Genomic DNA, 16386 nt, shown 5'->3' with positions numbered 1-16386 from the left:
GGGTCACTTGCAACCGTCACCTTCCCCGGTCAGTATCGGGGTACAGGGGAAGGAAAAGCGCAATGGAAAATCACAGTAAGTTCAGAGTGGTGGCCAAGGCGGTGAAGTATCACGACGACGGCGGTGGGCAGGTTTACCGGTCGAGTTACCGGATCCTGGATCACGTCGGCGAAGAGATCGAAACCAACACCGGCACCAATGATTTCGACGATATCACCAGTGCATTCAACGAAGCGTTCGCCATGGGTCATGAGCGCCTGCGTGCACTTAGCACCGAAACGATCCAGTAACGTCCTACCTGATCAAATACGTCTGATCACGCGCGTCGGGAGTCCAGGTTTTCTCGCAGCTCGTCGAGCTGTGCTGGTGTCCCGACGTTGCGCCAGAAACCGGCGTATTTTTCACCGGAAAGCCGGCCCGCCTCGATGGCCCGCTGGTACATCGGCAGCAGCTTGAAGCGCCCCGCGACTTCGTCCCTGACGATCTCGCGCCGGTAAACGCCAACGTTGCCGAAAGTCAGGCGCTCCGCGCCGGTCGGCCCGTCTCCCTCATATAGCCGTCCATTCTTCAGCGCGAAATCGCCGTTCGGGTGGAAATCGGGATTGCCGACCATCACCAGGTGCGCCACGCCTTCGGGTTCGCGGGGTAGCGCGGCATAGTCGATGTCGCTCCATATGTCCGCACTCACCACGATGAAAGGCTCGGGCCCCAACAGGGGCAGGGCCTTGTGCATGCCGCCGCCGGTTTCCAGCGGGGTCGGACCTTCGTAGGAATAGCGGATGCGCACGCCCCAGTGCGATCCGTCGCCGAGGGCTTCGGGAAACTGCGCGGCGAGGTGCGAGGTGTTGATGACGATGTAACGGACGTCGGCAGCGACGAGCTTTTCGATGTGGTGCACGATCAGCGGCTTGCCGTTCACCTCGAGCAGTGGCTTGGGCGTGTGCGTGGTCAGCGGACGCATGCGCTCGCCGAGTCCGGCGGCGAGGATCAGCGCATGCCTCATGCGTCCGCCACCACGCGGATGTCACGCTGGCCGATCCTGGTTTCGATCAGGTCGGCCAGTGGCGCGACGTCGGCGTGTCGACGTGCGGTATCGAGCACGTAGCGCAGTACGCGGGGCAGGTCGTTGAGATAGCCGGGCTTGCCGTCGCGATAGCACAGGCGGCAGAACAGGCCGAGGATCTTGATATGGCGTTGCAGGCCGGTGAGGTCGAACCAGCGACGGAAGCGGTCGGTGTCGACTTTTTCCTCGAGCAGGTGGGCGTCGAGCAGGCGCAGGCGATAGGCCTCGACCCAGCCTTCCACGCGTTCGTTGTCCCACACGATGTACGCGTCGCGCAGCAACGAGGCGAGATCGTAGGTGATCGGCCCCGACATGGCACCCTGGAAGTCGATGACACCGGGCGAGCGCTCCGAGGTTACCAACAGGTTCCGGCTGTGGAAGTCGCGATGCATGAACGCGCGTGGCTGTTCGGCGATGGTGTGCATGATGGTCGTGAACGCATTCTCCACTATGTCCCATTCGCCGCATTCCAGTGTCACGCCGAGGTGCCTTTCGAGCAGCCACGTTGGCATGATTTCCATCTCCATGGTCTGCCATGCGTGATCGAACATGGGTAGTCCTTCGGTGCTCACGTGCATCTGCATGCGGAGCAGGGCGTCGAGTGCATCGCCGTACAAGGCATCGGCCGTGTTGTCGTCCAGTTCCGGCAGGTAGGTGCGGGTGCCGAGATCCTCGATGAGCAGGAAGCCTTGCTGGAGGTCGGCGATCATCACGGTAGGCACGTGCAGCCCGGCATCCGCCAGTCGCTTGCCGATGGCCACCCAGGGTGCGGGGTCTTCCTTCTCAGGCGGAGAGTCCATCACGATCACAGGCTGGCCGTCGATGTAGCCGCGCCAGTAGCTGCGAAAACTTGCGTCGGCGGAGGCGCTTTCCACGGTGAGTTCGTGCTGGCCGGTGGCATGGCGTGCCCAGGCGAGGCGGGCGGCGGCGCGGTCTTCGGTAGGGTTCATAAGACGAGCTTAGAGTGTTTGCGCGGGCCTGTCATAGCACCGCGTTGGTGCATGTGGAACGGCATGTTGTTGTGCACTGCAACGTGTGGTTATCTTGCTCAACGGGGCCGCTATCGGGGATGGGTGGATGGAAGACGACTGTAAGTCCGCGTCCATGACGCGTCGCGATTTGCTACGCATGATCGGTGTCGCCGGCGGTGGCGCGCTGATGTACCAGGCCATGAATAACCTGGGTTTCGCCGCGGAATCGCCTTATCGAAGGCTGCCGGGCCTGCAGGGCACCGGGAAGGGTACCGTCCTCATTCTGGGTGCCGGCCTGGCCGGTCTGGTGGCTGCCTATGAGCTGGGCAAGGCCGGCTACACGGTGCAGGTACTCGAGTACAACGCGCGCGCCGGTGGGCGCAACTGGACCCTGCGCGGCGGCGATGTCTATACCGAGCTCGGCGGACACAAGCAGGTGTGCGAGTTCGACAAAGGGCTTTACTTCAATCCCGGCCCCTGGCGCATTCCTTACCACCATCACGGCGTGCTCGATTACTGCCGCCAGTTCGGCATTCCTCTCGAGCCGTTCGTGCAAGTCAATCACAACGCTTACCTGCACAGCGCCAGCGCGTACGGTGGGAAGCCGCAGCGGCTGCGCGAAGTGCAAGCCGATCTCAATGGCGGTGTCGCCGAGCTACTGGCCAAGGCAAGCGACAAGGGGCGGCTCGACGACCTGGTGAGCAAGGAAGACCGCGAAATCCTGCTCGAGGCGCTGCGTGAGCTCGGCGGACTCGACAAGGGATTCCGTTACACGGAGGGCCGCGCGAGCAGCGAGCGCCGCGGCTTTGCCAAACATGCCGGTGGCGGCCCCGACGGCAAACCGGAGTTCTCCAGGCCGAATGGCCTGTCGGACGTACTGCAGGCGAAACTGTGGTCCGCGCTGGGCATCAACGAGCAGCACGAGTACCAGACCACGCTGATGCAGCCGATCGGCGGCATGGACGCTATTTCAAGGGCGTTCGTCGAGCGCATCGGCAGCGTCGTGACCTACGACGCGAAGGTCACGGCGATTGCCCAGGACGAGCATGGCGTCACGGTCACTTATGAAGACGCCAGGACCACTGGGCCGTCGCGACAGGCCAGGGCAGATTGGTGCGTCTGTACAATTCCATTGTCCATTCTCAGCCAGATTCCCATCCAGGTTTCGGCGGCGAAGACCGAGGCGATCTCGGCGGTACCGTACTGGGCATCGTCGAAGATCGGCCTGCAGTTCGATCGCCGTTTCTGGGAAGAGGACGACGCCATCTATGGCGGCATCACCAGCACCGACCTGCCGATCGGCATGATCTCGTATCCGAGTCATGGCTTCGGCACGAAGAAAGGCGTGTTGCTGGGTTCGTACACCTTTTCGACGGAGGCCTTCGAGTTCACCTCGCTCGCACCGGCCGAGCGCGTGCGCAAGGGCGTGGAGTACGGTGCCATGATCCACCCGCAGTACACGAAGTCGTTCGAGAACGGCATCGCCGTGGCGTGGCACCGTTCGCCCTTTACGCTGGGCTGCTTCGGCGGCTGGAACGATGCCAGCCGTGCGAAGCACTATGCGGACATCTGCTCGATGGATGGGCGCATCGTGCTCGCGGGTGAGCACGCGTCCTACCTGCCCGCCTGGCAGGAAGGCGCGATCCTGTCGTCGCTTTCGGGGATCGATGCCTTGCACGCGCGCGCCATCGCGGGAGGTCGTGCATGAAGCGACTTGCCGTGATGTTCGTGTTGATCGTGGCGGGTAGCCTGCACGCGCAGAGCAACGATGCCGCCTTCATCGCCGAGAAAGACATCCCGCATGCCACGGGCGAGCAGCTGTTCACTCATGTCTGCCAGGGCTGCCACATGCCTGACGGCAAGGGCGCGGTGGGTGCCGGGCACTACCCGGCCCTGGCGAACAATCCCAAGCTCGCGTCCGCGGCGTACCCCGTCGTGATGGTGGTGAACGGGCGCGGCGCCATGCCGTCGTTCGGCAACGGACTGTCCGATGCACAGATCGCCGATGTGGTGAACTACGTCCGCACGCACTTCGGTAACGCCTATACGGATACGTTGAAGCCCGAGGACGTCAAGCCGTTCCATCCCGCCAAGCCGCCCGAGGAGGGCATGTGACATGTTGAAGAGAGGCATCCTCCTGCCGCTGTTACTCCTGGCCGCGACGCCCGGCTTCGCCGCCGATGTCGTTCGGCACAAGATTCCGAACAGCACGTTCCCCATCTCGGCGGCGGTCGAGGTGCCGGCGGGCAAGACCCTGGTCTTCCTCAGTGGCGCCGTGCCTCCCGTGGCCGACACCGCCGCGGCCAAGGACACCCCGCAGGCTTACGGCGACACCCGCACGCAGACGGTCGGCGTCCTGACCTCCATCGAAAAGCAGCTCAAGGGTATGGGCCTGTCCCTGGGTGACGTGGTGAAGATGCAGGTCTTCCTGGTCGGCGACCCGGCCAAGGGCGGCAAGATGGACTTCGCCGGCTTCATGGCCGGTTACACGCAGTTCTTCGGCACGCCGGCCCAGCCGAACCTCCCATCGCGCTCGGCGATGCAGGTGGCGGGGCTTGCCAGCCCCAACTTCCTGGTCGAAATCGAGGTCACCGCGGTCCGTCCCTGAAGGCCCATGCCGGGGTGGTGGTACTAAGCCGCCGCTCCGGCGTGTACGCTTCGTTTCTTTTGGACGCCCGGGCGCCCTATGGCTCTTACTCCTGATCCGCGGATCGGCATCATCGGTCTCGGTTACGTCGGCCTGCCCCTCGCCGTCGAATTCGGCCGGCACTTCGATACGCTTGGCTTCGATATCGATCCGGCAAGGCTCGAGCAGCTTCGCGCCGGCCACGACCATACGATGGAAGTCACCGGCGACGCCCTCTCGGCCGCCGCGCGCTTGCGCTATAGCGGCGACCTCGCCGACCTGGCCGATCGCAACGTCTACATCGTCACCGTACCCACCCCGATCGACGAGGCCCAGCGCCCGGACCTCGAGCCGCTGGAAAAGGCTTGCCGCACGCTGGGTACGGTGATCCGACCCGGCGACCTGGTGATCTTCGAGTCCACCGTCTATCCGGGAACGACCGAAGAAATCTGCGTGCCGATCCTCGAAGCCGGTTCGGGCCTGGTCTTCAACGTGGATTTCCATTGCGGCTACAGCCCTGAGCGTATCAATCCGGGCGACCACGCGCGCCGCGTCGTGGACATTCGCAAGTTGACGTCGGGCTCCACTCCGGAAGCGGCCGATCGCGTGGACGCGCTCTATCGCACGATCATCCGCGCAGGTACCCACAAGACCTCGTCCATTCGGATCGCCGAGTCGGCCAAGGTCATCGAGAACGTGCAGCGCGACGTCAACATCGCCCTGGTCAACGAGCTCGCGCTGATCTTCAACCGTCTGGGCATCGACACCGGTGAGGTCCTCGAGGCGGCCGGCACGAAGTGGAACTTCCTGCCGTTCCGGCCCGGGCTGGTCGGTGGGCACTGCATCGGTGTCGATCCTTACTACCTCACCCACAAGGCGGAAGTCACCGGCTATCACCCGGAACTGATCCTCGCCGCGCGCCGGATCAACAGCCGCATGGGCACCTACGTGGCGGATCGTGTCATTCGCCTGATGAGCGAACGCCGTCTGCATATCGTCGACGCGCGCGTGCTGGTCCTCGGTTTCGCTTTCAAGGAGAACTGTCCGGACCTGCGCAACACGCGCGTGATCGATATCGTCCGCGACCTGAAGAAGTCGATGGCGAATGTCGACGTGTACGACCCGTGGGTCGACAACGAAGAGTGCTCGCGCGAGTACGGCGTGCGCACGATCGACGCGATCGAAGAAGGTGTCTACGACGCGGTCATCATCGCCGTCGCGCACGACGAATTCCGTGCCTTCGGCGCGGAGAAGATTCGCGGCTTCGGCAAGAAAGGCGCGGTGGTCTACGACGTAAAGTCAGTGCTCCCGCAAGACACCGTCGACGGCCGCCTATAACCCTCACCGGCCCCTTTGACAGGCATGCTCCGCGCTTTTTGTGGGAGCCGATTCATCGGCGAAGGGCACTTGCGAAGAAGCGCAATAACTTGCGCTTCTTCGCCTCAAATGAACGTTGCTGAATGCACCGCAGTACGTTCTTGCAGACCGTATTGACTAGCCCTCCCGGAACAGCGACGTTGTGCTCCCCACAGAGGAGACCAGCATGATTACCAAAACCGCCGGAAGCATCACCCGTCATCGCTCGCGAGTCGTCGCACTACTCGTGATGGGCGCCGCGTTCATGGCACCGCTGGCCGCCCATGCCGACGACCATCATCCGGATCCCCACCATCCTCCGGCGCACCATCGTCACCAGGTCTGCCACAACGCGCGCGTGTCCGACCACCATGGTCACTATCACACCACCCGCCAGTGCCATTGGGTGAATCGCTGATCTTCTGCGTGGATGCAAAAAAAGAGCCGGCATATCGCCGGCTCTTTCTTTGCATCCACTGTCTTCTGTAGGAGCCGATTCATCGGCGATCCCCGCGGCAGCGGGTCAGGATGTCGCAAGCGCCCATTCGCCGATGAATCGGCTCCTACAAAGAGCTGGCTTAAGAGAGGTTGTAGCCGCGCTCTTCGTGCAGCGCGAGATCCAGGCCGATCTGTTCCTGTTCCTCGTCGACACGCAAGCCCATGGTGACCTTGATGCCCTTGAAGATCGCGTAGCTGAGCACGGCGCTGTAGACGACGGTGAACGACACGCCCTTGAACTGGATCCAAAGCTGCAGCCCGAGGTCCGTGACCGTTCCGAAGCCGCCGAGTGCGGGTGCGGCGAGCGGGCCGGTGAGCAAGGCGCCGATGATGCCGGCGATGGCGTGCACGCCGAAGACATCGAGCGAGTCGTCGTAACCGAACTTGCGCTTGAGGCTCGTCGCACTGAAGAAACAGACGAAGCCTGCGACGAGACCGAGCACGAGTGCGCCGCCTGGTCCGCACGTGCCGGCTGCCGGGGTGATGGCGACGAGACCGGCCACGGCACCCGACGCAATGCCAAGCACGCTGGCCCGGCGGTGGATGATCCACTCGATGGCGGTCCAGCCGATGGCCGCGGCGGCGGTGGCGATCTGCGTCACCAGCATGGCCATGCCGGCACTGCCGTTGGCGGCAACCGCGGAACCGGCGTTGAAGCCGAACCAGCCGAGCCAGAGCATGCTGGCACCGACGAGCGTGTAGCCGAGGTTGTGCGGTGGCATCGCCGTCGTCGGATAACCACGGCGCTTGCCGATGACGAGACAGCCGATCAGTCCGGCGATACCCGCATTGATGTGCACCACCGTGCCACCGGCGAAGTCGAGCACGCCCAGATCGCCAAGGAACGAGCCCGGGCCACCCCAGACCATGTGCGCGATGGGCAGGTAGACCAGGGTGAACCACAGCGCGGTGAATACGAGTAGCGCGGAGAACTTCATGCGTTCGGCGATCGCGCCGACGATCAGGGCGGGGGTGATGATCGCGAAAGTCATCTGGAACATCACGAACACGGCTTCGGGCACGGTCTGGTAAAGGCTGCCCGGCGTGAGGCCAGTGAGCATGCCGTGCCCGAGGCCGCCGATGAAGGAATGCAGGTTGGTCGTGCCGGCAGTCATGCCGGTCGTGTCGAAGGCGAGGGAGTAGCCGTAGACCACCCAGAGGATGGTGACCAGGGCGGTGATTGCGAAGCACTGCATGAGCACGGAGAGCAGGTTCTTCGCGCGCACCATGCCGCCGTAGAACAGCGCCAGGCCAGGGATGGTCATCAGCAGCACGAGCATCGTGGCGGTGAGCATCCAGGCGGTATCGCCGGAATCGAGCTTTGCCGGTGTGGCGGCCTGGGCGAAGGCGCTACAGGGAAGCAGTGTGGCGGCGGACGCCGCGGCGAGCGTGCGTGCGAACTTAGAGCGCATCGGCGTCGACCTCCTGCGTACGGATCCGGATGGCTTGCTCCAGGTCGATGACGAAGATCTTGCCGTCGCCGATCTTGCCCGTGCGTGCGGCGGTGCTGATCGCCTCGACGGCGCGCTCGAGCTGTTCGTCGGTCACGGCGATTTCGATCTTCAGCTTGGGCAGGAAGTCCACGACGTACTCGGCGCCGCGATATAGCTCGGTGTGCCCGTGTTGCCGGCCGAAGCCCTTCACCTCGGTCACCGTCATGCCCTGCACCCCGGCCTCGGCGAGGGCCTCCCGAACGTCGTCCAGCGTGAACGGCTTGATGATCGCGTTGATCCACTTCACTACCGTTGCTCCCCATGGTTGGACTGGGGGAGAGGGAGCAGGATGCGTGCCAGAGGTCGGTGAGACGCTACAGGCCTTGTGCGGTGCGGCATGGGGCCGGGGCCATCGAGCCGTCGGCCCGTCATTTGCACCAAGATAGGGATTTTCGATTCCCGCTAAAGGTGCGAACACGCGCTCGTGTAGGAGCCGATTCATCGGCGAACGGGTGCTCGCGACACCCTTCCCCGCTGCCGCGGGATCGCCGATGAATCGGCTCCTACAAGGTGTCGGGTGTCAGGCAAGGCATCGGGTGTCAGGCTTCCGCAGGGCCCCCGCTCAGCACCGGCAGCCGCACGCGGACCCGTAACCCACCGGAAACCCGGCTCTCCAGCAAAATATCACCGCCGTGGCCGCGCACTGCGGAGCGCGCCGCGGCGAGACCCAGTCCAACGCCGCCTGTCTTGCGGTTGCGTGAACTTTCCACCCGGTAGAACGGTCGGAAGACATCCTGGCGCAGATGTTCGGGAATGCCGCTACCGTCATCATCGATCAGAACCTCGACCCACTCGGTGCCTGCGGATAGGCGAACCGTCGCGCGCACGCCGTATTTCACTGCGTTGTCGACCAGGTTGGCGATTGCGCGGCGCAGGGTCAGCGGGCGACCGACATAGGCGATGCTTTCACTGGCGCGGAAGGCGACGTCGTCACCCGCGTCGCGAAAATCATCGAGGACGGTGTTGATCAGTTCGGACAAGTTGAAGCGAGTGGCGGCTTCCTGCTCACTGTCGTCGCGAAAGAAGTCCAGCGATGCGTTCACCATCGCCTGCATCTCGTCGACGTCGCGGAACAGCTTTCGTTGTTGCTCCTCGTCCTCGATGAACTCGCCGCGCAGGCGCATGCGCGTCAACGGGGCTCGGAGGTCATGGGAGATGGCGGCGAGCATGTGCGTCCGATCCGCCACGTAGCGCTGCACGCGGGACTGCATTTCGTTGAAGGCCTGGCCGGCGAGCCGGATCTCGAGGGGCCCGGTGACTTGCACCGGAGGCGCGTTGACGTCGGCACCGAAACGCTGCGCCTGCCGGGCAAATCGTTCCATGGGGCGAGCCAGTCGTCGGCTGGCGAGCGCGGCGACACAGAGGCTACAGGCGAGAACGAAGCTGCCGGTAAGAAGCGTGCGAACCCATGCATGTAGGCCCCAGCTTCGTTCAGGCGTCACGAATAGCACCCAGGATCCATCCGACAGGCTGATCGCGAGTCCGTAGTGCGTTTCCGCGCGGCCCTGGCGATACGCATCGCCGGGTTCGTAGGCGATGACCCGCACACCGGGGCGTTGGAGCAACGTCCTGATCTTTTCACTGCCGGAGCGGAACATTGAATTTGTGACGGGAACGGGCAGTGCGTCTTCGTTGGGGAGCCAGGTTGCGTCGAAGGTCTCGTTCTTCGCGGCCGCTGCCAGTTGCGGCCGCCATGCGACCGGTGCGCCATCCATGATTCGCGTAATGGTGACGGCCTGATCGACAAGGCCGATCTCCTCGATGCCCGGCTTCGCCCAGACACCTGCCAGGGCAACGAATGCAGCATTCATGCCTGCCGCGATGATCACCGCCACTACGATGTTGATAGCGAACCACCGGCTGATCGTGTCTGCCGCCCAGCGGCGCGGGTGAATCACAGCCGTTCCACGGTCGACGCGAACAGATACCCCACGTTGCGCACGGTGCGGATGATCTCGGGATCGCTGGGGTCTTCCTCGATCTTGCGGCGCAGGCGGCTCACCTGCACGTCGATGCTCCGATCGAAAGCGTCATGTGCCGGCCCGCGCGACATGTCGATGAGTTGCTCGCGGGTGAGGATGCGCTGCGGGTGTTGCACGAAGGCCACCAGTAGTTCGAACTCGCCACCGGAGAGCGGCGTCAGGGTGAAATCGGAAGAGCGTAGTTCGCGCCGCATGACGTCGAGGCGCCACCCGCTGAAGCAAAGCATGGGGGCAAGGCTGCTCGCCGGGGGCTGGTGCGGTGCGACTTCACTTCGGCGAAGTACGGCGCGCACGCGGGCGAGCAGCTCACGCGCATCGAAGGGCTTCGTGACGTAGTCATCCGCGCCGAGTTCGAGTCCGACGATACGGTCGGTGGCCTCGACGACGCCGGTCACCATGATGATGGCCGTCCGCCCGGTCGCACGAAGCCGCTTGCAAAGGCTGAATCCATCCTCGTCAGGCAGCATCACGTCGAGCAGGATGAGATCGTAGGAGGCCTTTGCGAGATGGGCATCCATCTCCTTGCCCGAGGCTGCCATGTCGGTCTCGAAGCCGTTCCTGTGGAAGAACCGCTGCAGCAGCGAGCGGATTTCCTCGTCGTCGTCCACGATGAGAAGGCGTTGCATGGCGGGCCGGATTCCGTTGTACGTGGCGATATGTATATCGGGTTGCCGTCTCTCTTTGTCATTTATTTCTGCCCGGAAACACTATGTCCGGCCAGACGCGAAGTGGATAAACGCGGTACGCAAACGGTCGTCACTCTCAGGCGAAGCCCGCCCAACCGAGAGATCAAGATGACCGTTTCCCAGTGTTCTACCCCGAAATTCACAGCGATTGTCGCGATGCTGGCGCTTTCCGCCTGCTCTCACGGCGTAAAGAAGGGCGAGACGAACGAGGGCGCCGCTCCCGCTGCGCAGGACGAGCCAATCAACCGCAAAGTGTTCGCTTTCAACAAAGGCGTGGACCGCGCGATCCTGCGTCCGGTGGCGCGGGGCTACTCCCATCTGGGTCAGCCGGTGCGCAACGGTGTGCGCAACTTTGCGCAGAATCTGCAGGAGCCGCTGGTCTTCGCCAACGACCTGCTCCAGGCGAATATGCTGCGATCCCTCAACACCGCCGGCCGCTTCATCGTAAACAGCACGGTAGGTGTGGCCGGCATCTTCGATGTCGCCAATCACTGGGGCATGCCGCACCACAGTGCCGATCTCGGCCAGACCTTCGGTGTGTGGGGAATGGGGCCCGGGCATACCGTGGAGCTACCGGTGTTCGGGTCATCGAACGTCCGCGACACCTTCGGGCGCATCCTGACCCTGGGTTTCAATCGGCTTGGGAATAACTCCGACACCGTGGGGGACGTCCAGCTCGTCGGCACGGTAGGCGGCATCGTCGATGGGCGGGCCCGTGCTCTGCCGCTGACCGACAAGCTCGAGCAGTCGCCCGATTACTACGCCGCGCTACGCGATGCCGCCGCTGCACATCGCGTCGCGCTGGTCGAGGATGGACGCGAGGGCTCGGTCCACACCACCGTGCCCAGCAGTGACGGGCGGGCCGCCACAGGCCTACCGGTCAATCCCTGAGACTCCCCCATGAGCGTTCGCCTGCTTTGCGATACAGCGCGTGTGATGGCCGCGGCCCGCCATGTCGAGCCGAACCGGGCCAGGCGCCGCGCCTGGTTCGTCGAGGACCCCATTGCCGAGCTGGGCTTCCGGACCGCGGAGGATCTGGTGGAAGCGGGTGAGACCTCGCGGCTGATCGCCATGATCGCTTCCATCCGGGCGCACGAGCGCGGCAGCTGACCGGGCCGGGGCGCCGGTTTTTCTGTGGGAGCCGCTTCGGCGGCCTGTCACATTGCACAGTCGGCCGGAAAACAGTACCATTTTGGTCCGGTATTGACTGTGCCCCTTCCCCGATGCTTCGTGTCAGCCGATTGACCGATTACGCGACCGTGGTGATGACATGCATCGCCGCGCACCCTTCCGACGTTCTGAGCACTGCCCAGATCGCCGATGAGGCGCGTCTGGAGCTGCCCACGGTGTCGAAGCTGCTCAAGCTGCTCGGCCATGCGGGGCTGGTGGAGTCGTTTCGTGGCGTTAACGGCGGCTATCGGCTGGCGCGTCCGGCCGAGGCGATCAGCCTGGCCGACATCGTCGAGGCGATGGAAGGGCCGATCGGCATGACGGAATGCAGCGTGGCCCAGGGCCAGTGCGACCGTCAGGCCCAATGTGGTGTCAGCGACAGCTGGCGCTCGGTTTCCGGGGCCATCGGCGGCGTGCTGCGCGCCATGACCCTGGCTCAGATGCTGGCCGGGCGCCCCACGGCGCCGGCGAAGGATGCGACCCAGGTCGCGCAGGCGAACGCATGAACGAGAGTGAGAACATGACACGCGACGTGGCAGCCCCGGTGCGCGACAACGCCGAAGTCGTAGAGGCGCTCAACCGCCGCTACGAGGCCGGGTTCGTCACCGATATCGAATCGGACAGCCTTCCTCCCGGCCTGAGCGAGGACATCGTCCGCCAGCTCTCCGCGATCAAGGGTGAGCCGGAATGGATGACCGACTGGCGTCTGGCCGCGTATCGGCACTGGCTGACCATGCCCGAGCCGGACTGGGCGAAGCTCGACATCGCGCCGATCGACTACCAGTCGGTCAGTTACTACTCGGCGCCGAAGGCGGGCCCGAAGTCGCTGGATGAAGTGGATCCGAAGCTGCTCGAAACCTACGAGAAGCTCGGCGTGCCGCTGCATGAGCGCGCGAGACTGGCTGGTGTGGCCGTCGACGCGGTGTTCGACTCGGTCTCGGTCGGCACGACCTTCCGCAAGGAACTGGCCGAAGCCGGCGTGATCTTCTGTTCGATGTCCGAAGCGATCCGCGAGCACGGTGACCTGGTGCGCCAGTACCTCGGCAGCGTGGTTCCCACGGCGGACAACTACTTCGCGGCGCTCAATTCGGCCGTGTTCTCCGACGGCAGCTTCGTCTTCATTCCGAGCGGCGTGCGTTGCCCGATGGAACTGTCGACCTATTTCCGCATCAACGCCATCAATACCGGGCAGTTCGAGCGCACGCTGATCATCGTCGAAGACGACGCTTACGTGTCCTACCTCGAAGGCTGCACCGCGCCTATGCGTGACGAAAACCAGCTGCACGCGGCCGTGGTCGAACTGATCGCGCTGGAACGCGCGCAGATCAAGTACTCCACCGTGCAGAACTGGTACCCGGGCGACGAGAACGGCGTGGGCGGCATCTACAACTTTGTGACCAAGCGCGGTGACTGCCGTGGCGCGGACTCGAAGATTTCGTGGACCCAGGTCGAGACCGGTTCGGCGATCACCTGGAAGTACCCCAGCTGCATCCTCCGCGGCGACCGTTCGGTGGGCGAGTTCTACTCGGTGGCGCTCACGCATCACCGTCAGCAGGCCGACACCGGCACCAAGATGATCCACATCGGCAAGGGCACCAAGTCGAAGATCGTCGCCAAGGGCATCAGCGCCGGCCGCAGCTCGAACAGCTATCGCGGCCTGGTGAAAATCGAGAAGGGCGCCGATGGCGCGCGCAACTACACCCAGTGCGACTCACTGCTGATCGGCAAGAAGTGCGGCGCGCACACCTTCCCGTACATGGAAGTGAAGAACCCCAGCGCGATCGTCGAGCACGAGGCCACCACCTCGAAGATCTCCGACGACCAGCTGTTCTACTGCCTCTCGCGCGGTATCGGTGAGGAAGACGCGGTCTCCATGATCGTCGACGGCTTCTGCAAGCAGGTGTTCCGCGAACTGCCGATGGAGTTCGCCGTGGAAGCCAAGAAGCTGCTCGAAGTCTCACTCGAAGGCGCGGTGGGCTGAGCATGGGCATCGCCGGCTCCGCACCGGGCCTGACCGATCTGCGCACCTTGCTGGCTGCGCTGGATCCGGAACTCGACCCGGTGCCCAAGCGCTTCCTGCACGCCTCCCATGAGAAGGCGCGTGAGCGTATGGCCGACGCCCTGATGATGTTTCGCGAGGCCGAGGGCACCACGCTCATCGTCGATGTCGACGAAGAAACCCTCGGCAACGAGCGCATGCTATGGGCTCGCATCACCTTGCGCGTGCAGTCGAGCCTTACCGCGGTGGGCCTGATGGCCGCCGTTTCCGCCGCGCTGGCTAAGCGCGGTATTCCCTGCAACCCGGTTTCCGCGTTCCTGCACGATCACCTCTTCGTGCCCTGGGATCGCCGCGACGACGCGCTCGACGCGCTGTCGCACCTCACGCCCTGATGGACAGCACCATGCACATGCTTACGATCGACAACCTCCACGCCCGCGTCGAAGGCAAGGAGATCCTCAAAGGCCTTTCGCTCGCCGTGAAACCCGGTGAAGTGCACGCGATCATGGGACCGAACGGCGCGGGTAAATCCACGCTGGCTAATGTCCTTTCCGGTCGCGACGGCTACGAGGTCACGGCAGGTTCCGTAAACTTCGACGGTCGCGACCTGCTGGCGCTGGAGCCGGAAGAACGCGCCGCGGTAGGCATGTTCCTCGCCTTCCAGTACCCGGTGGAGATCCCGGGCGTGAACAACACCTACTTCCTGCGGGCAGCACTCAACGCGCAGCGGAAGTTTCGTGGCGAGGAGGAGCTGGATTCCATGCGCTTCCTCAAGCTGGTTCGCGAGAAACTCAAGGTGATGCAGATCTCCGACGATCTGCTCCACCGCGCGGTGAACGAAGGGTTCTCCGGTGGCGAGAAGAAGCGCAACGAGATCTTCCAGATGGCCGTGCTCGAGCCGAAGCTGGCTATCCTCGACGAGACCGATTCCGGCCTCGACATCGACGCGCTGAAGCAGGTTGCCGAGGGCGTGAATGCCTTGCGCTCGCCGGACCGCTCCTTCCTTATCGTCACCCATTACCAGCGTCTGCTCGACTACATCGAGCCGGACTTCGTGCACGTGCTCGCCGGTGGTCGCATCGTCGAGAGCGGCGACAAGAGCCTCGCGCTGAAGCTCGAAGAGCAGGGCTATGCGTGGCTGGCAGATACCCACCCGGAACTGCGCAAGGCTGACCTCGCCGGAGCACCGGCATGAGCCAGGCGCCGTCCCCGTTCGTGCGGGCGGCGCTGGACGCCGCCACGGCCGTGCCGCCCAGCGGCATCGCCTGGCTCGATGCCGCGCGTCGCGAAAACCTGGAGTCGCTCGCCGAAACCGGCCTGCCTGAATCCCGTAACGAGTCCTGGAAATACACGCCGCTCCGCGCGCTATCGCAGCGCGCGTTTTCACTCGCCGATGCCGGTGTGGCGAACGGCTTCGTGGTGGATCCCTCCTCGTTTGCCCTCCCGGGTGTCGAAGGCTCGCGTATCGTCTTCGTCGACGGTGCGTTCCGCGCCGACCTGTCCGCACTGGAAGGGAGCGTCGGCGTGTCGCTGGCGCCGCTGGGCGTAGCGCTGGAAACGCAGCCGGAACCGCTACGCTTCGCGCTGGCAAACCGTTACCGCCGCGGCGCCGCCGATGCCTTCGCCCACCTGAATGCGGCGTTGGCGATCGATGGCCTCGTGCTGCATATCGCTGACGGGGCGCATGTCGGCAGGCCGCTGCACATCGTCCACGTGTCGAGTGGTTCGCAACCCGATACCGCGTGGCACGTTCGCGTGCTGGTCGACGTGGGGCAGGGCGCCCGTGCCGACGTGGTCGAGCATTTTGTTTCCCTCGGTGAAGCCACCCAGCTGGGTACCGTTGTCGCCGACGTTGTCGTGCGGGAAGGCGCCACCCTCGGACTGGTCGTCCTGCAGGACGCCTCTGCCGCAACGACCCTGGTCCGTCGCAGTCATGTACGGATTGAGGCGAATGCCGCCGCAACCGTACACGCGCTGGAGCTCGGTGGAGCGCTGGTGCGCCACGAGCTCACCACTGAACTTGTCGGTGATGGCGCGCGTTTCGATTCGCGCGGCGTCTTCGCGCTGAGCGGCCGCCAGCACATCGATACCCAGCTCGAGGTGCGTCACAACGCCCGCGACACGGCGTCGGATGCGCTGTGGCGCGGTATCGCCGACGGCCGTTCGCGTGGCGTATTCCGCGGCGCCATCGTCGTCGCGGAAGGTGCCGACGGTAGCGACGCCTCCCTGAGCAACAAGAACCTGCTGCTTTCGGCCCAGGCCGAGATCGACACCAAGCCGGAACTCGAGATATACGCCGATGAGGTCAAGGCCGCGCACGGCGCGACCATCGGCCAGCTCGACGAACGTTCGTTGTTCTATCTGCGTTCGCGCGGTATTCCGTTGGCGCAGGCGCGCAGCCTGCTCACCCTGGCGTTCTGCCGCGCCGCCCTCGAATCGCTGCCGAACGAGGCCCTGCGCGAGCATCTGGGTGACCTGCTCGTTGCGCACCTGCCCACCGGTCCGTCCGCCGAATAACGCCAACACCGAATACCGGAGCCAA

The 16386-nt window shown here is 64.3% G+C and carries 19 protein-coding genes; 13 read left to right on the top strand and 6 right to left on the bottom strand.

Going from position 1 to position 16386, the window contains the following annotated elements:
- Positions 1-62 precede the first annotated feature (62 nt).
- On the top strand, positions 63-290 hold the full coding sequence (locus C8J98_RS17415; protein ID WP_046966000.1) for a hypothetical protein: 228 nt from the start codon (positions 63-65) through the stop codon (positions 288-290).
- A gap of 26 nt (positions 291-316) precedes the next feature.
- On the opposite strand, the gene murU is transcribed toward C8J98_RS17415, so the two are convergent.
- The gene (gene murU, locus C8J98_RS17410) at positions 317-1003 is read right to left on the bottom strand and encodes an N-acetylmuramate alpha-1-phosphate uridylyltransferase MurU (RefSeq protein ID WP_107914444.1); all 687 of its coding nucleotides are present in this window, start codon (positions 1001-1003) and stop codon (positions 317-319) included.
- Positions 1000-2013 (bottom strand): phosphotransferase, encoded by a 1014-nt coding sequence (locus C8J98_RS17405; protein ID WP_107914443.1) that lies wholly within the window; start codon positions 2011-2013, stop codon positions 1000-1002. Before C8J98_RS17405 ends, murU begins: the two co-directional genes overlap by 4 nt.
- A gap of 127 nt (positions 2014-2140) precedes the next feature.
- Here C8J98_RS17405 and C8J98_RS17400 point away from each other — a divergent pair, with 127 nt between their 5' ends.
- From C8J98_RS17400 to C8J98_RS17380, 5 genes are all read left to right on the top strand, one after another.
- Positions 2141-3742, top strand: a complete 1602-nt coding sequence (locus C8J98_RS17400; protein WP_199229945.1) for a flavin monoamine oxidase family protein — start codon at positions 2141-2143, stop codon at positions 3740-3742.
- Positions 3739-4149 carry a cytochrome c gene (locus C8J98_RS17395; RefSeq protein ID WP_107914442.1) on the top strand — a complete coding sequence of 137 codons (411 nt, stop codon included), beginning with the start codon at positions 3739-3741 and terminating at the stop codon, positions 4147-4149. Before C8J98_RS17400 ends, C8J98_RS17395 begins: the two co-directional genes overlap by 4 nt.
- Position 4150: 1 nt before the next feature.
- A complete protein-coding gene (locus tag C8J98_RS17390; RefSeq protein WP_107914441.1) occupies positions 4151-4642 on the top strand; it encodes a RidA family protein in 492 nt (163 codons plus the stop codon).
- A 78-nt stretch (positions 4643-4720) separates the two neighbouring features.
- Complete coding sequence (locus tag C8J98_RS17385; RefSeq protein WP_107914440.1) at positions 4721-5998, top strand: nucleotide sugar dehydrogenase; 1278 nt, start codon at positions 4721-4723, stop codon at positions 5996-5998.
- Positions 5999-6203: 205 nt separating this feature from the next.
- Entirely contained in the window at positions 6204-6434 is a 231-nt protein-coding gene (locus tag C8J98_RS17380) for a hypothetical protein (protein WP_107914439.1), read from the top strand.
- A 160-nt stretch (positions 6435-6594) separates the two neighbouring features.
- On the opposite strand, the gene C8J98_RS17375 is transcribed toward C8J98_RS17380, so the two are convergent.
- The 4 genes from C8J98_RS17375 to C8J98_RS17360 form a co-directional block, all read right to left on the bottom strand.
- Positions 6595-7926: an ammonium transporter gene (locus tag C8J98_RS17375; protein ID WP_107914438.1), complete on the bottom strand. Its 1332-nt coding sequence runs from the start codon at positions 7924-7926 to the stop codon at positions 6595-6597.
- A complete protein-coding gene (locus tag C8J98_RS17370; protein ID WP_107914437.1) occupies positions 7916-8254 on the bottom strand; it encodes a P-II family nitrogen regulator in 339 nt (112 codons plus the stop codon). Before C8J98_RS17370 ends, C8J98_RS17375 begins: the two co-directional genes overlap by 11 nt.
- A 292-nt stretch (positions 8255-8546) precedes the next feature.
- Entirely contained in the window at positions 8547-9905 is a 1359-nt protein-coding gene (locus C8J98_RS17365; RefSeq protein WP_199229944.1) for an ATP-binding protein, read from the bottom strand.
- Positions 9902-10615: a response regulator gene (locus C8J98_RS17360; protein ID WP_107914436.1), complete on the bottom strand. Its 714-nt coding sequence runs from the start codon at positions 10613-10615 to the stop codon at positions 9902-9904. Before C8J98_RS17360 ends, C8J98_RS17365 begins: the two co-directional genes overlap by 4 nt.
- A 216-nt stretch (positions 10616-10831) precedes the next feature.
- Here C8J98_RS17360 and C8J98_RS17355 point away from each other — a divergent pair, with 216 nt between their 5' ends.
- The 7 genes from C8J98_RS17355 to sufD all read left to right on the top strand — a co-directional run bounded on the left by C8J98_RS17355 (position 10832) and on the right by sufD (position 16361).
- Complete coding sequence (locus C8J98_RS17355; RefSeq protein ID WP_199229943.1) at positions 10832-11566, top strand: VacJ family lipoprotein; 735 nt, start codon at positions 10832-10834, stop codon at positions 11564-11566.
- 9 nt (positions 11567-11575) lie between these two features.
- Positions 11576-11785 carry a hypothetical protein gene (locus tag C8J98_RS17350; RefSeq protein WP_107914434.1) on the top strand — a complete coding sequence of 70 codons (210 nt, stop codon included), beginning with the start codon at positions 11576-11578 and terminating at the stop codon, positions 11783-11785.
- A gap of 113 nt (positions 11786-11898) precedes the next feature.
- Positions 11899-12351, top strand: a complete 453-nt coding sequence (locus C8J98_RS17345) for an SUF system Fe-S cluster assembly regulator (RefSeq protein WP_107914433.1) — start codon at positions 11899-11901, stop codon at positions 12349-12351.
- Between the two features lie 14 nt (positions 12352-12365).
- A complete protein-coding gene (gene sufB, locus C8J98_RS17340; protein ID WP_107914486.1) occupies positions 12366-13826 on the top strand; it encodes a Fe-S cluster assembly protein SufB in 1461 nt (486 codons plus the stop codon).
- 2 nt (positions 13827-13828) lie between these two features.
- Positions 13829-14236: an ACT domain-containing protein gene (locus tag C8J98_RS17335; RefSeq protein WP_107914432.1), complete on the top strand. Its 408-nt coding sequence runs from the start codon at positions 13829-13831 to the stop codon at positions 14234-14236.
- A 17-nt stretch (positions 14237-14253) separates the two neighbouring features.
- Positions 14254-15039, top strand: a complete 786-nt coding sequence (gene sufC, locus C8J98_RS17330; protein WP_107914485.1) for a Fe-S cluster assembly ATPase SufC — start codon at positions 14254-14256, stop codon at positions 15037-15039.
- A complete protein-coding gene (sufD, locus tag C8J98_RS17325; RefSeq protein WP_107914431.1) occupies positions 15036-16361 on the top strand; it encodes a Fe-S cluster assembly protein SufD in 1326 nt (441 codons plus the stop codon). The genes sufC and sufD overlap by 4 nt, the downstream gene beginning before the upstream one ends.
- Positions 16362-16386: the final 25 nt, after the last annotated feature.

This window comes from Luteibacter sp. OK325 (assembly GCF_003050935.1).
Lineage (GTDB): Bacteria > Pseudomonadota > Gammaproteobacteria > Xanthomonadales > Rhodanobacteraceae > Luteibacter.
Note: the sequence above shows the minus strand (reverse complement) of the source record. Positions and strands in the feature narration are given on the sequence as shown.

Excerpts from the sequence above, each read along its gene's own strand:
- C8J98_RS17415 (WP_046966000.1), top strand. The coding sequence starts at position 63 with ATGGAAAATCACAGTAAGTTCAGAGTGGTGGCCAAGGCGGTGAAGTAT.
- murU (WP_107914444.1), bottom strand. The coding sequence starts at position 1,003 with ATGAGGCATGCGCTGATCCTCGCCGCCGGACTCGGCGAGCGCATGCGT.
- C8J98_RS17405 (WP_107914443.1), bottom strand. The coding sequence starts at position 2,013 with ATGAACCCTACCGAAGACCGCGCCGCCGCCCGCCTCGCCTGGGCACGC.
- C8J98_RS17400 (WP_199229945.1), top strand. The coding sequence starts at position 2,141 with ATGGAAGACGACTGTAAGTCCGCGTCCATGACGCGTCGCGATTTGCTA.
- C8J98_RS17395 (WP_107914442.1), top strand. The coding sequence starts at position 3,739 with ATGAAGCGACTTGCCGTGATGTTCGTGTTGATCGTGGCGGGTAGCCTG.
- C8J98_RS17390 (WP_107914441.1), top strand. The coding sequence starts at position 4,151 with ATGTTGAAGAGAGGCATCCTCCTGCCGCTGTTACTCCTGGCCGCGACG.
- C8J98_RS17385 (WP_107914440.1), top strand. The coding sequence starts at position 4,721 with ATGGCTCTTACTCCTGATCCGCGGATCGGCATCATCGGTCTCGGTTAC.
- C8J98_RS17380 (WP_107914439.1), top strand. The coding sequence starts at position 6,204 with ATGATTACCAAAACCGCCGGAAGCATCACCCGTCATCGCTCGCGAGTC.
- C8J98_RS17375 (WP_107914438.1), bottom strand. The coding sequence starts at position 7,926 with ATGCGCTCTAAGTTCGCACGCACGCTCGCCGCGGCGTCCGCCGCCACA.
- C8J98_RS17360 (WP_107914436.1), bottom strand. The coding sequence starts at position 10,615 with ATGCAACGCCTTCTCATCGTGGACGACGACGAGGAAATCCGCTCGCTG.
- C8J98_RS17355 (WP_199229943.1), top strand. The coding sequence starts at position 10,832 with ATGCTGGCGCTTTCCGCCTGCTCTCACGGCGTAAAGAAGGGCGAGACG.
- C8J98_RS17350 (WP_107914434.1), top strand. The coding sequence starts at position 11,576 with ATGAGCGTTCGCCTGCTTTGCGATACAGCGCGTGTGATGGCCGCGGCC.
- C8J98_RS17345 (WP_107914433.1), top strand. The coding sequence starts at position 11,899 with ATGCTTCGTGTCAGCCGATTGACCGATTACGCGACCGTGGTGATGACA.
- sufB (WP_107914486.1), top strand. The coding sequence starts at position 12,366 with ATGACACGCGACGTGGCAGCCCCGGTGCGCGACAACGCCGAAGTCGTA.
- C8J98_RS17335 (WP_107914432.1), top strand. The coding sequence starts at position 13,829 with ATGGGCATCGCCGGCTCCGCACCGGGCCTGACCGATCTGCGCACCTTG.
- sufC (WP_107914485.1), top strand. The coding sequence starts at position 14,254 with ATGCTTACGATCGACAACCTCCACGCCCGCGTCGAAGGCAAGGAGATC.
- sufD (WP_107914431.1), top strand. The coding sequence starts at position 15,036 with ATGAGCCAGGCGCCGTCCCCGTTCGTGCGGGCGGCGCTGGACGCCGCC.